Annotated in this window: 11 protein-coding genes; 8 read left to right on the top strand and 3 right to left on the bottom strand. The window is 63.3% G+C overall.

Annotated features, from left to right (window positions below; all coding sequences use genetic code 11):
• Positions 1 to 36 precede the first annotated feature (36 nt).
• The 4 genes from HNQ71_RS14520 (at position 37) to HNQ71_RS14505 (ending at position 3,289) form a co-directional block, all read left to right on the top strand.
• On the top strand, positions 37 to 1,038 hold the full coding sequence (locus HNQ71_RS14520) for an Ldh family oxidoreductase (RefSeq protein ID WP_184873356.1): 1,002 nt from the start codon (positions 37 to 39) through the stop codon (positions 1,036 to 1,038).
• 321 nt (positions 1,039 to 1,359) lie between these two features.
• Entirely contained in the window at positions 1,360 to 1,560 is a 201-nt protein-coding gene (locus tag HNQ71_RS14515) for a hypothetical protein (protein WP_246461515.1), read from the top strand.
• Between the two features lie 195 nt (positions 1,561 to 1,755).
• Complete coding sequence (locus HNQ71_RS14510; RefSeq protein ID WP_184873204.1) at positions 1,756 to 2,208, top strand: DoxX family protein; 453 nt, start codon at positions 1,756 to 1,758, stop codon at positions 2,206 to 2,208.
• Between the two features lie 103 nt (positions 2,209 to 2,311).
• Positions 2,312 to 3,289, top strand: a complete 978-nt coding sequence (locus HNQ71_RS14505) for a complex I NDUFA9 subunit family protein (RefSeq protein WP_184873203.1) — start codon at positions 2,312 to 2,314, stop codon at positions 3,287 to 3,289.
• Positions 3,290 to 3,442: 153 nt separating this feature from the next.
• On the opposite strand, the gene HNQ71_RS14500 is transcribed toward HNQ71_RS14505, so the two are convergent.
• On the bottom strand, positions 3,443 to 4,810 hold the full coding sequence (locus HNQ71_RS14500) for a cytochrome P450 (protein WP_184873202.1): 1,368 nt from the start codon (positions 4,808 to 4,810) through the stop codon (positions 3,443 to 3,445).
• Between the two features lie 212 nt (positions 4,811 to 5,022).
• Between HNQ71_RS14500 and HNQ71_RS14495 the strand changes: the two genes are divergently transcribed.
• The 4 genes from HNQ71_RS14495 to HNQ71_RS14480 all read left to right on the top strand — a co-directional run bounded on the left by HNQ71_RS14495 (position 5,023) and on the right by HNQ71_RS14480 (position 12,079).
• On the top strand, positions 5,023 to 5,592 hold the full coding sequence (locus HNQ71_RS14495) for an NADPH-dependent FMN reductase (RefSeq protein ID WP_184873201.1): 570 nt from the start codon (positions 5,023 to 5,025) through the stop codon (positions 5,590 to 5,592).
• Positions 5,593 to 5,680: 88 nt separating this feature from the next.
• Positions 5,681 to 8,311 carry a caspase family protein gene (locus HNQ71_RS14490; RefSeq protein ID WP_246461513.1) on the top strand — a complete coding sequence of 877 codons (2,631 nt, stop codon included), beginning with the start codon at positions 5,681 to 5,683 and terminating at the stop codon, positions 8,309 to 8,311.
• Positions 8,312 to 8,456: 145 nt separating this feature from the next.
• On the top strand, positions 8,457 to 10,928 hold the full coding sequence (gene gyrB, locus HNQ71_RS14485) for a DNA topoisomerase (ATP-hydrolyzing) subunit B (protein WP_184873199.1): 2,472 nt from the start codon (positions 8,457 to 8,459) through the stop codon (positions 10,926 to 10,928).
• A gap of 239 nt (positions 10,929 to 11,167) precedes the next feature.
• Positions 11,168 to 12,079 (top strand): hypothetical protein, encoded by a 912-nt coding sequence (locus HNQ71_RS14480; protein WP_184873198.1) that lies wholly within the window; start codon positions 11,168 to 11,170, stop codon positions 12,077 to 12,079.
• 92 nt (positions 12,080 to 12,171) lie between these two features.
• On the opposite strand, the gene HNQ71_RS34855 is transcribed toward HNQ71_RS14480, so the two are convergent.
• Both HNQ71_RS34855 and HNQ71_RS34850 read right to left on the bottom strand, forming a co-directional pair.
• On the bottom strand, positions 12,172 to 12,636 hold the full coding sequence (locus HNQ71_RS34855; RefSeq protein ID WP_246461511.1) for a hypothetical protein: 465 nt from the start codon (positions 12,634 to 12,636) through the stop codon (positions 12,172 to 12,174).
• A gap of 112 nt (positions 12,637 to 12,748) precedes the next feature.
• Positions 12,749 to 13,645, bottom strand: a complete 897-nt coding sequence (locus HNQ71_RS34850) for a hypothetical protein (RefSeq protein ID WP_246461509.1) — start codon at positions 13,643 to 13,645, stop codon at positions 12,749 to 12,751.
• Positions 13,646 to 13,661: the final 16 nt, after the last annotated feature.

Below are 13,661 nucleotides of genomic sequence, written 5' to 3'. Positions count from 1 at the left end.
TAGCCACCACTCCCTACTCGCTTAGAGGCAGCCATGATGCAACTCAGTCTCGACCAGGCAAAAGGACTTTGCCGGATGGCGGCGCTCGGCGCCGGCGCCAATGAGGAAGCGGCGCAATCGCTCACCGCCTCGATCATTGCCGCCGAGTCGGAAGGGCTTTCGACCGTCGGGTTGTCGCATTTCATCGACTATCTCGAGGCGCTTGAAGCCGGACGCATCGACGGCAATGCCGACCCGGTGATCACCCGGCCGGCGCTGGCGGTCTATCTCTCCGACGCGCGCGGCGGGCTGGCGCATACCGGCTTCGACCGCACCATCGACGACTTCGCCAAGGCGGCAAAGCTGTTCGGCGTCGCCATCTTCTCGCAGAAGAACGCCTATACATGCGGCGCGCTCGGCTACTTCACCGGAAGGCTGGCCGAACTTGGGCTGGTGTCGTTCGCCGCCACCAATGGCCCGGCCGTGCTCGCCGGCTCGGGCTCGGTCAAGCCGGTCTACTGCACCAACCCAATGTCGTTTGCAGCACCTGCCGCCGGCGGCGCGCCGCTTGTCATCGACCAGTCGTCGAGCGCCACCGCCTTCGTTAACATCCGCAAGGCGGCGGAAGACGGCAAAAAAATCCCCGAAGGCTGGGCGCTGGATGCCAGCGGCAACCCGACCACCGATCCGGCCGCCGCAATGAAAGGCGCCATGCTTGCCTTCGGCGGCCAGCGCGGCGCCAACATCGCGCTGATGGTCGAAGTGCTGGCGGCTGGCCTGTCGGGCGCCAACTGGTCGCTCGACGCGCCATGGTTCACCGGCGGACCGGACAGTCCGGGAACCGGGCTGTTCGTGCTTGCCGTCGAGCCCAAGCTGCTCGATCCCGATTTCGAGCAGCGCATGAAGGACCAACTCGATAGGCTGCGGCGGCGCTTCGGCGTGCATGTGCCCGGGCGTGCCCGGGCCGAAGCCGCCGAGAAAGCGCAGGCGCGGGGCATCACCGCGCCAAAGGCGGTGGTGCAGCGCATTTCCGAATTCGCCGCACGTTATTCTTCCTGAATAATCCGTTTATTTATCAGCTAGTTATCTGAAGACTGCCCGCCCAAGGCGAGCTGCGGTGCAATTTTTTTGCGCGCTGCTGAACCTTTCCGCGCGTCGCAGCGACCCAGCTATGTCCAGGGCAGGGCGAGCATGCCCGATCCACACCGAGGGGAACAGCAAACCGAAAGCGAAAGCCTGTTTCACGCAGGGATGTCCCTTTGCGCCTTGAAAACCCATCCCAAATCAAAAGGAAATTGCCATGACCAACACCAAGCTCACCATGCTGACCGCCGCCCTTCTTCTCGGCTCGTTCATGGGCGCGCCACACAGGCTGCCTCCTTGAAGGCCGCGCCGGTCAAGCCGTCCGCGCCCGGCGTCATCACCGCTCCGAGCGGCGCCACCGAGGATCATTACTGCGAGAACGGCCATGCAAAATTCGCCAACTGCAGCGCCGATTTCATCGCGGCCTGCAAGAAGGTTGGCGGCACCATGTCGGATGTCCAGGGCTGGGGTGGGCGTACTTGCTTCACGCCCTCCTGATACCGTCTCAGGTCAGGCCGCTCCGTCGGCCCCTGGCTTCCGCATGATGTCACCCGGAAAACCCCGCTGCGGCGGGGTTTTCTGTGTTTCGTTGTATGGCGCCAAAACATGATGATGAAAGTTAACTTTTGTTAACTTGACTTGACGGGTGCCGTCGGGCGTTTGCAAGGGATTATCACAAAAACAGGAGCTACGATGTCCGTGACCACCGACGCCTCCCGCGGCAAGCTGATCGTTCCAGTGCTTGGCCGCCTGTATTCGTCGCTGCATGACGCCGGTGAAACCGTTCTTCGCGTCGTCGCCGGTGTGTTCCTCGCCATCCATGGCTCGCAGAAGATCACCAATCCTTTCGGCGCCGCCGAAATGGTCGAGGGCCTCGGCTTCTATCCCGGCGCCTTGTGGTCGTTGCTCCTGGCCTGCACGGAATTCTTCGGCGGCATCTTCATTGCCATCGGCCTTTTGACGCGGCCGGCCGCCTTTGCTGGCCTGTTCGTGCTGCTGGTCACGGTCTGGTTCCACTGGGTCACGATGAGCCAAGGCTTTTCGGGTGCCGAGAAGTCGCTTCTGTGGGCGGCGATCCTGCTCTTCTTCGTCATTCGAGGCGGCAACCGCCACTCAGTCGACGCCGGCATCGGCAAGGCGTTCTAACAGATCGAAACAGGGGTGACGCGACCACGCGTCGCCCTTTGCCTTTGGCGCGAAACGGATTATGAAACGGCTTCAGCCAAGCTTGCGAGCGCCGGAGCCAGCCATGACCGAAATCCTGCAGACCCCAAAGCTCGTCGTCGTCTTTGGCGGCTCAGGCTTTGTCGGCCGCCATGTCGTGCGCGCGCTGGCCAAACGCGGCTATCGCATCCGGGTCGCCTGCCGGCGGCCCGATCTCGCCGGCCACCTGCAGCCGCTCGGCAATGTCGGCCAGATCCAGCCGGTGCAGGCCAATGTGCGCGTCCGCTGGTCGGTCGACCGCGCCGTTCAAGGTGCCGACCATGTCGTCAATCTGGTCGCCATCCTGCATCAGAGCGGCCGGCAGAAGTTTTCAACCGTGCATGAGTTCGGCGCCCGCGCGGTGGCCGAAGCGGCGCGCTCCGTCGGCGCCGGCCTCACCCATATTTCGGCGCTTGGTGCCGATCTAGACTCCGGATCGGACTACGCACGCACCAAGGCGCTTGGCGAAAAGGCCGTTCTGGAGACGATCAGGGACGCCGTGATCTTCCGGCCGTCGATCATTTTCGGACCCGAGGACAGTTTCTTCAACCGCTTCGCCAACATGGCCCGCTATTCGCCGGTGCTGCCGTTGATCGGCGGCGGCCAGACCAAGTTCCAGCCGGTCTATGTCGGCGACGTCGCCGAAGCGGTGGCACGTTCGGTCGACGGCAAGGTGGATGGCGGCCAGATCTACGAGCTTGGCGGCCCCAAGGTGCTGACCTTCAAGGAGTGCATGGAAGAACTGCTTGACGTGATCGAGCGCAAGCGGCTGCTGGTGCCGGTGCCGTGGTGGGTGGCGAATATGCAGGCCTCGATCCTCGGCCTCCTGCCCAATCCGCTGCTGACCAAGGACCAGGTGATGCAGCTGCGCGAGCATAACATCGTTTCGGACGCGGCGGCCAAGGCCAACCGGACACTGGCCGGGCTTGGCATCCAGCCGCAATCGATCGCCACGATCCTGCCCAGCTACCTCTGGCGTTTCCGCGCCGCCGGCCAGTTCCAGCAGCGCAAGCCCGCGGCTTAATTCGGCAGTCCTAAGGTGTGTTGAGATTCAGGTCAGGCCGAGCCGAGAACGGTGGATTCCGAGAACCGGAACGGAGCGTACTTAAAGTACGTGAGTACCGGAAGCGCAGGAAGCCGTCGCTCGTAGGCCGGCAACACCTGAATATCGGCACACCTAACGCGGCGTAACCTGCATCGGCAGACCGCCTTGCGGCTGCGTGGTCAGCTTCTGCACCGGCCAGGGTTTCGTTTCGTCCGTGGTGTCGAAGCGGAAGCGCGACAGCATGATGGCGAGCGCGATGATCGCCTCCTGCATGGCGAAGCTGGCGCCGATGCAGACGCGAGGGCCCGCACCAAACGGCAGATACTGGAAGCGATCGATCTTCTCGCGGTTTCCCGGATGGAACCGTTCGGGCATAAAAGAGTCAGGGCGGTCCCACAGTTTCCTGTGGCGATGGACGACCCATGGCATGACCAGCACCGCAGCGTATTTCGGGATGTAAAGGTCCTTCCACATTTCCGGTTCGATCGGCTCGCGGTTGATCGACGGCGCCGGCGGATAGAGCCTGAGCGCCTCGTCGAAAGCCGCACGCGTGAACGGCATGGCATCGAGCCATTTCGTCGGATCGGGCTCGCGCGCCAGCACTCGGTCGATCTCCTGCTCGACCCTGTCGCGCTCCCATGGCGATTCCGCGAGACAGTAAAGCGTCCAGCCGAGTGCACGCGCCGTGGTCTCGTGGCCGGCGCCGATGAAGGTGATGATGTTGTCCTCGACCTCGGCCCGCGTCAGCCCGTCGGGTCCCTCGGCCTTGAGCAGCAGCGTCAGGAAATCCTGCGGCACGGCCTCGGGGTCGCGCTTGAATCTCTGTTCGCGCATCTTGACCGTGTCGGTGACGATCTTGCGGAAATAGGCCATGGTCTTGCGACCACGGATGCGGGTGAGCCGTGGCAGCCAATCGGGCGCGCGCAACAGGTCGAGCGGATCGACGCGGCCCATGGTCTCGAACAGCCGGTCGATCTCATTGGCAAAACTGCCCGGCTGGCCAGCGATCTCGCCCGAGAACAGCGTCTCGGCCAGGATATCGTAAGTGAGCAGCGTCATGTCATGGGCGATGTCGGACGTGCCGCCACGCTCGTAGCGGGTGACGAACTCTTGCGTGCGCCTGAGCATCGGCTCGGCGAAGCCGAAGATATGGCGCGGCGTGAACACCGGCGCCATCGCCTTGCGCGAACGCTTCCAGACCTCGCCCTCGGCGGTCAGCAGGCCATCGCGCAGGATCGGCCGCAGGATCTTCTGGCGCACCGTCGCCATCTTGTAGTTCTTGGCGTTGTCGACCAGCACGTGGCGGATGAGGCCGGGATCGTTGGCGACGACCAGATGTCCACCAATGCCATTCACCGAAATCCAGGGCTCGTTGTAGGTATGCTCGCCCCACAGTTCGAGCGGGTTGCGGTAGACGATGCGGATCATCTCCAGCGTTGAGGGCGGCGTCGTGCGCGGCTTTGGCGCCGGGGGAACGAAGGGGGCGGGCTGGACGTCCATGGAGTGCTCCGCTGATACCTCAATGTAGTGGCTGGTAATCCAGGCGTCCATGTGACCGAAACGCAGACCGAAACCGCGGCGGCCAAGACACTAAACTCAGGCAATCTGTTCATCTGATCGTGACCGCTCCGAGGGCGACCTCGCCTTGTCCCACAGGATGCTCTGCCCTAGTGACAGTCACCAAGAGATACCGCCAATCGAAGGAGCACGCCTTGAAGCACCAGTTGAACATCATCATCGGCAGCACGCGGCCCGGCCGCGCCGGACCGGTTTTTGCCGAATGGCTGGAGGCATTCGCGCGCGAGCACGGGAAATTCGAACCGGTGCTGACCGACATCGCCTCGTTCAATCTGCCGGTTCTGGACGAGCCGCATCACCCCAGGCTTGGCAACTATCAGAACGACCACACCAAGGCCTGGTCGACGGCGATCGATGCCGCCGACGCCTTCGTCTTCGTGGCGCCCGAATACAATTATTTCGCCGCTCCGGCGATCATCAACGCGATCGACTATCTCGCGCGCGAGTGGAAATACAAACCCGCCGCCATCTTTAGCTATGGCGGCGTCTCCGGCGGCCTGCGCGCAGCGCAGGCGCTCAAGCCGTTGCTGACTTCGGTGGGCGTCATGCCTATCTCCGAAGGGGTTTCCTTGCCGCTCTATCAGAAACTGCTCGAGCACGACGGCTCGTTCCGAGCCAGCGAGCAGGTGCAGGGCGCAACCACGACCATGCTGGACGAGCTGTTGCGCTGGAGTGTAGCCCTGAAGCCGATGCGGGCGGCCTGAAGGAGCCGGTTTTCGGCCCAAGCCCGGCTTGCTCGCGCCATAAACAGGTGGAATGGTTGGCGAACGACTGAGCCGGGGGCGGTTCGACTTGCGCTTGCTGTTTGCCTTGTTGCTGATGCTTACGACCACCGCCACCGCGGTGGCGGAGCGGCGCGTGGCGCTGGTCATTGCCGACGACGACTACCGCCTGGTGCGGCCGCTCGCCAATCCGATCAATGACGGCGAGGCGATGGAAGCGTCGCTGAAGAAGCTCGGCTTCGAGGTCGTTCTCGAAACCAACCGCGATCTCCGACGGATGCGCCGCGCGCTCGACGATTTTCGCCAGGATGCGAAAGGCGCCGACGTGGCGCTGGTCTATTTCTCCGGCCATGGCGTCGAAATCTCAGGCGACGACCGGCTGCTGCCGATTGATGCCGATGCCTCTTCGCTCGATGCTCTGGAGAAAACCAGCCTGCCACTGGAGGAAGTGCGCGACGCGGTCGCCGCCACCGCCAAGGTCGGGCTGATCGTGCTCGACGCCTGCCGCAGCGATCCCTTCGCGAGAAGCAGCGGCGAAGGGCGCGGCGCGACTTCGCTGGCAAAGGATATCACTGAGAAGGTCAAGCCGGGGCTTGGCCGGATTGGCCGCGCCGAAAACATCCTGTTCGCCTTCTCGGCGGCCCCCGGCGAGACGGCTGCCGACGGAACCGGCCAGAATTCGCCGTTCACGATGGCGCTGACCAAATATCTCGGCACCGACGGTCTCGAGATCCGCTCGGTGCTGACTTTGGTGCAGCAGGAGGTCTATGACCTGTCGCGTGGAAAGCAGCTGCCCTATGTCGAGAGTGGCCTGCCGAAACTGTTCTTTGCCGCGGCGGCGAAGGAACAACTGCCGGAGCGCGAACGCCTGCTGCTCGCAATGGCCGACGTGACGCCTGAAATGCGCGGCGAAGTCGAACAGATCGCCAGCGACGCCGACATTCCGCTTGCGCCGCTCTATGGCGCGCTGATCGGTTCCGACACCGGCAATTTGTCAGCGGACAGCCTGAATACCCGGCTGCGTGAAGCGGCCGACGCCTTCGTCAAGGTGCGCAGCGAGATGAAGACGCTCGCGGCCGATGATCCGCGAGTGACGGAATTGCGTCGGCAGGCCGAAGAGCAGCTGTCGCTCGGCGCCTTCGACGCGGCCCAGGCAAAGCTGGCGGAAGCGGCTAATATCGACGGGATGTCGCGCAACGCGCTGAAGGTGAATTTCGTCGACCGCACGCTGTCGCAGGCCGCAACGGTATTCCTGTCGGCAGGCGCGGCGCGCGCCGACCTGCACTATGCGGCAGCCATCAACGGCTACGAATTCGTGCTGGCACTCTATGGCGAGGCCGGGCAGACCTCACTCAGCCTGGAACAGGCCGACCGCCAGAGCCGCACGCTGGAGGAACTCGGTACCCTCTATGCGACGGTTGGCAATGTCGAGGCGGCCGGCCGCGCTTTTTCCGCACTGTTGGCCAACCTCGAGCAGCGGTCGCTTCAGGAAACCGATCCCGGCGTCAAGCGCGATCTCGCCATCAGCCATATCAAGCTCGCCAACATAAGGATGGCGCAAGGCGACCTGCCAACCTCCCTTGAAAACTATCAGGCGGCCAGGGACATGCTGCAGGACCTGACCAAAAGCGTGCCGGACAAGAAGGACTGGCTCGGTGGTCTTGCCATGGCCAATGACAAGATCGGCAACGTGATGGCGACGCAAGGCGATGTGGGCGCCGCCGCCCAAGCCTATCAACAAAGCCTCTCGATCAAGCAGCAGTTGGCCGATGCGGAGCCGGGCCGCGCCGATCTGCTCAATGATCTGACAATCACCTATGACGAAATCGGCGACCTTGCCCATACCGCCGGTCAGCTGGACGGCGCCCAGACAGCGTTTGAAGAGAGCTTGAGAATTCGGTTGGCGCTGGCCGACGACAAGCCCGATGACGCGCGGCGCCAACGCGCTGTGTCAGTCAGCCAAACCAGGATCGGCGATCTGATGCGGCAGCGCGGCGACGCCGCCGGTGCGCTCGCGGCCTTCAAGAAGAGCCAGGTGATCGCCGAAGAACTGGTGCGCCGCGACCCCAACGCTACCGACTTGAAGCGCGACCTGTCGATTGGTTACTCCAAAATCGGCAATGCTTACAGCGACCAGAAGGATTGGCCGCTCGCGCTGGAGGCCCACCAGCAGGCGCTGGCCACGGCGCGCGACCTTGCCGCCATCGATCCCGGCAACACGGACTGGCAGCGCGACCTGTCGGTGTGTCTCGAGCGGGTCGCCGAGGTGCTTAGAGTGCAGGGCGATTCCAGCGGTGCTCTGCAAAACTATCAGGACAGTCTTGCTATAGCCGACCGGCTGGCCAAGCTGGATCCTGCCAATTTGAACTGGCAACGCGATATTTCGATCACCCTGCAGAAAATCGGATATCTGGAAACCGACCGACGTCACTTTGAGGGTTCCAAGGCGGCCTTCGAGGCCAGCCTCGCTATTGCCCAGAAATTGGCCCAGTCCGATCCGAACAATGCGATCTGGCAAATCGATCTGGCGCGCGCCTACGTCGCCTATGCCTATGTGGCGAGGGATCCGAAGGCCGCGCTGACCAAGGCGCTCAACCTGACGCTGGAGCTCGACCGGACGGGGCGGCTGGCGCCCGGAGACAAATTCATGATCAAATATTTGCGCAGCCTTCTCGCCAAATCCGACGCTCGAAAAAAATAGCCGGCTGCCGGCTCGGGATTCACCCCGGAAATGCCTGCAAACCTTGGAAAAACCGCCTTTAGCGCCTATATCTAGGCAATATCAGAGGCGCGATTCGGTGCCGATTTTTAGCACCGTGCAAGCGGCATCCAGACAACAGGTTTTCATGAGCGATCAGATCGACAACAACAACGGCGCTGAAGCCGAATACGGCGCCGATTCCATCAAGGTTTTGAAGGGGTTGGATGCTGTCCGCAAACGCCCCGGCATGTATATCGGCGACACCGACGACGGTTCCGGCCTGCATCACATGGTCTATGAGGTGGTCGACAACGCCATAGACGAGGCCCTGGCGGGTCATGCCGACCTCGTCACCGTGACGCTCAACCCCGATGGTTCGGTCACCGTGATCGACAATGGCCGCGGCATTCCGACCGATATCCACACCGGCGAAGGCATTTCCGCTGCCGAAGTGATCATGACGCAGCTGCACGCCGGCGGCAAGTTCGACCAGAATTCCTACAAAGTGTCGGGCGGCCTGCATGGCGTCGGCGTCTCGGTGGTCAACGCGCTTTCGGCATGGCTGAAATTGAAGATACGCCGCAACGGCCAGATCTTCGAGATGAGCTTCACGCACGGAAATGCGGACGCGCCGTTGAAGGCTACCGGCAGCTACGAACAGCACAAGGTTGCCGGCACCTATGAAGGGCGCAGCGGCAGCGAGATCACCTTCTTCCCGTCGGCCGAAACCTTCACTATGGTCGAATTCGACTTCGGCACGCTGGAACACCGGCTGCGCGAACTCGCCTTCCTCAATTCCGGCGTGCGCATCGTTTTGACCGATGCCCGTCATGCCGACATCGTGCGCCATGAACTGCACTATGATGGCGGGCTGGAAGAGTTCGTCAAATATCTCGACCGGGTCAAGAAACCGCTGATCGACAAGCCGATCGCCATCAAGGCCGAGCGCGACGGCATCACCGTCGAGGTGGCGATGTGGTGGAACGACAGCTACCACGAGAACGTGCTGGCCTTCACCAACAACATCCCGCAACGCGACGGCGGCACCCATCTGGCCGGTTTCCGCGGTGCGCTGACCCGTCAGATCACCGGCTATGGCGACTCCTCGGGCTTGACCAAGAAGGAAAAGGTCTCGCTGATCGGCGACGATTGCCGCGAGGGCCTGACGGCGGTGCTGTCGGTCAAGGTTCCCGACCCAAAATTCTCCTCGCAGACCAAGGACAAGCTGGTCTCGTCGGAAGTCCGTCCGGTGGTCGAAGGGCTGATCAACGAAGCGCTCGGCACCTGGCTGGAAGAACACCCGAGCGAGGGCAAGGTGGTCATCGAGAAGGTGATCCAGGCCGCGGCGGCGCGTGAAGCCGCGCGCAAGGCGCGCGACATCACCCGCAAGAGTTCGCTCGGCGTCACCTCGCTGCCCGGCAAGCTGGCCGACTGCCAGGAGCGCGACCCGGCGAAATCCGAAATCTTCATCGTCGAGGGCGATTCCGCCGGCGGCTCGGCCAAGGGCGGCCGTTCGCGCCAGAACCAGGCGATCCTGCCGCTGCGCGGCAAGATTCTCAATGTCGAGCGGGCACGCTTCGACCGCATGCTCGGCTCCGACATGATCGGCACGCTCATCACTGCGCTCGGCACGTCGATCGGCAAGGACGAGTTCAACGCCGATAAGCTGCGCTACCACAAGATCATCCTGATGACCGACGCCGACGTCGACGGCGCCCACATCCGCACCTTGCTGCTCACCTTCTTCTTCCGGCAGATGCCGGAACTGATCGAACGTGGCCATCTCTACATCGCCCAGCCGCCGCTCTACAAAGTGACGCGCGGCAAGAGCTCGCAATACATCAAGGACGAGAGCGCCTTCGAGGAATTCCTGATCGGCTCGGGGCTCGAGGAAGCATCGCTTTCGCTGGGCTCCGGCGAGGTTCGCACCGGACAGGACCTGCGCAGCGCCATCGACGATGCGCTGGCGGTACGGCAGCTGATCAACGGGCTGCACACGCGCTACAACAGAGGCGTGGTCGAACAGGCGGCGATCGCCGGCGGGCTCAACCCCGACGTCTTCACAGATCTCGGCCGCGCCGATGCCATGGCGGAGCGGATTGCAAAACGCCTCGACATCATCGCCGAGGACACCGAGCGCGGCTGGACCGGCCGCATGTCGACTTCGAACGAAGGCGTCGGCGGCTACGTGTTCGAGCGTACGGTGCGCAGTGTCAAGGAATACGCGCATCTCGACCTGGCGCTGATCAATTCAGCCGATGCCCGGCAGCTCGACCGCTACGCACCGCGCCTCAGTGAGGTCTACGGGACGCCACCGATGCTGCGCCGCAAGGATGTCGCCGAAACCATCTCGGGGCCGCTGGCGCTGCTCAACGCGGTCTTTGCGACCGGCCGCAAGGGCCTGACCATGCAGCGCTACAAGGGTCTCGGCGAGATGAACGCCGAGCAGCTCTGGGAAACCACGCTCGACCCGAATGTGCGCTCGCTGCTGCAGGTCAAGGTCAACGACGCCACCGACGCGGACAGCCTTTTCTCGCGGCTGATGGGCGACGAGGTGGAGCCGAGGCGCGAGTTCATCCAGGACAACGCCTTGTCGGTCGCCAACCTGGATATTTGATCTCCCTGGATATCTTATCTCCGGCATTGGCGCGCTGCGGCGCGCCAATTGTTCCATTCGAGCCAAACAAAATCATTTCATAACCCGCCGGAACGGAAGCACCCGAGGGACATTGTGACAGTATCGATCACAATTTCTCACAGGAGGCCTACATGGGACGCGGTATCTTGCTCTGGCTACTTGGAATCCCGATTCCAATCATCATTCTGATCATGCTTTTCGTACGGTAGGGGGAATTCATGCAGTCCACCCTATCGGCCGTCGACATTTCCGCTTCCACTGAATCCTCCACTCCCGCCGTCAGTTGGGGGCCGATCATCGCCGGTGCTTTCGCGGCTTCGACGTTGACCTTGATCCTGATGCTGCTCGGCTCAGGGCTGGGGCTGACCATGGTCTCACCCTGGTCGGGCTCAGGCACGTCGGTCACCACCGTTGCGGTGTCCACCGCGATCTGGCTGATCATCGTGCAATGGCTGTCCTCCGGTGTCGGCGGCTATCTTGCAGGGCGCCTGCGCACCAAATGGGTCGGCATCCACACCGACGAGGTCTATTTCCGTGACACCGCACACGGCTTCCTCGCCTGGGCTTTGGCCACCTTGCTCGTCGTGGGGGTGCTTGGCTCGGCCCTGTCCGCTGCAGTGGGGTCAGGCGTGCAGGCGGTCTCGACCGTCGCTTCGGGTGCCGCCATGGGCGCATCGGCGGGTGCTTCCGCCAACGGCGTTTCGACCGACAATGCAACGTCTTACCTGGTGGATTCGCTTTTCCGCCCGGCCGATGCGGGCAAGCTCACGGCGACCAATCCGGAGAGCGATGCCGCCGCGGTCGGGCAAGCCTCGCGCATCGTGGTCGCCGGCGCTGCTGCCGGCGAGATTTCGGCCGACGACAAGACCTATCTGTCGCAACTGGTTGCTGCCCGCACCGGTCTGTCCGAGGCCGACGCCAAGGCGCGTGTCGATGCTCTTGTTGCGAAGGTCGAGGACGCCAAGGTCAAGGCCAAGCAGGCGGCTGACACAGCAAGGAAGGGCAGCGCGACCTTTGCGCTGCTTGGTGCGCTGTCACTGGCCATCGGCGCCTTCATCGCGAGTGCTGCGGCCGCCCTCGGCGGCAGGCAGCGTGACGATGAGGAGGCGGTGTTCCTGACGGGCCGCTAATTCTGTAGCCGACGCAATCAATCCACTCCGGGCCAAACCCGGGGTGGATTTCTGTTTGAATTGCCATGTAGCGCGGTGGGATTTCTCTGCTTTTATCGTTTGGCAGTCGCCGGTGCTTGGCTCGGCTCCAGCTTGCGGCCAAGGTCGACAGCGTCGCGCAACACGGCAAGATGCGTGCGCGGCACGGCGCCGGCCGGCGCGGCGACCTCGACGCCGGTTGCCGCCAGCGACCAGTAGAGCGTGTGCGTGAAGATGCGGCCGAGGGAGGCGCGCAGCTCGACCTGGACGTTCTCCACGCCGGGGCCGAAATTCTCCGTCATCGGTCCGGAAATCGGGTCGCCGGTCAGCCAGCCATTGCCCCTGTCGAAGATGTTGGTCCATCGCGTTGCCGCAAACACCGCGCCATGATGCACCCCCCGTTGCGGTTTGCCTGAGGAACTGCGCCCTTGCTGATAGAGGATAGTGCCGCCGGCGGCCGTCCCTTCGGCGATTGGCGGACAGGCCGAGAACAGTCGCTCGGCGATGCCGCGCTGGAACTCGGCGAGGTCATATGTCACCAGAAACTCGCTGTGGGTCAGCGGGCTGCCGAGCGTGACGAAATCGCTGATCTTCCACGGCAGCGGATGGTCGGGGGCTTTCGTGCGCAGCTGTCGGTAGAGCTCCCACTGATCACGCCGGAAACCGGCGAGGTCGTCCAGCCTGTCCGGCCATGCGGAACCGTCGGAAGCGAGCGTCGCCTTGTCGATGGCGCGGATCGCCTTCAGTTTGGCCTTGTCGCGGATGGCCTCCAGTTTTCGGGGCCTGAAATCGGCCCACAATATCTGCAAGAGAGGCGATCATCGATCCCAGACTGTGCGAGACGAGCACGATCCGGTCGTAGGTATCGTCCATCATCAGGCGCTTCAGCAGCCTCAGGCCGCGGTCACGGATCAGCGCGCGCTTCTCGACCGTCGCCGCTTCCGCGCGCACATAGGCCGCGACATCGCCGAAGTAGGGCAGGCCAAACCGGTCGACCGACCAGATGATGAATGAGGCCAGGATGGTGACGAGCACGCCGGCGGCCCAGGACATATAGCCTTGCCAAACCGACGTCGCGAGCGCCAGCGTCGCGCACAGGACGACGATGACGGCAAACAGGGTAACGAGATAGAGCTTGCGGGCGTCGGCCGGAATGTCGGCGGGCTTGCGCCACAGCAGGTTCGTCACCCAGGCGGCAAGCCGGCTCCGTGTCGTGCCTTGCGTGATGTCGGCCCAGTAAAGCTCGTAGAAATCGGTGCGACGGCCATCGACATCGTAAGGCGTCGTGATGCGGCGAAGTTCGTACGAACTTGTCCGGCTGTCGGGTGTGATCCAACTCTGGTTGATCTTCTCGCCAGCGGGGTCGGCCGGATCGGCGACATGGGCATAAAAGGGCGCACGGGCGGGATCATGGCTCCAGACCGCCTGGACAAAGCCCCGCAGCGTATCCATGGGCCGCTGTTCGCCCACGCCATGCACGATCACCACCGCCTGGCTGAGCTTGCGCGGCGCTTTTTGGGTGGCCGGCGATGCGACGGGGTCGGGCACCAACGTCTCCGTTGAC

It is taken from the genome of Mesorhizobium sangaii (assembly GCF_014207355.1).
GTDB lineage: Bacteria > Pseudomonadota > Alphaproteobacteria > Rhizobiales > Rhizobiaceae > Mesorhizobium > Mesorhizobium sangaii.
The sequence above is the reverse complement of the archived record's forward strand: the minus strand, read 5'-3'. Positions and strand labels throughout refer to the sequence as shown.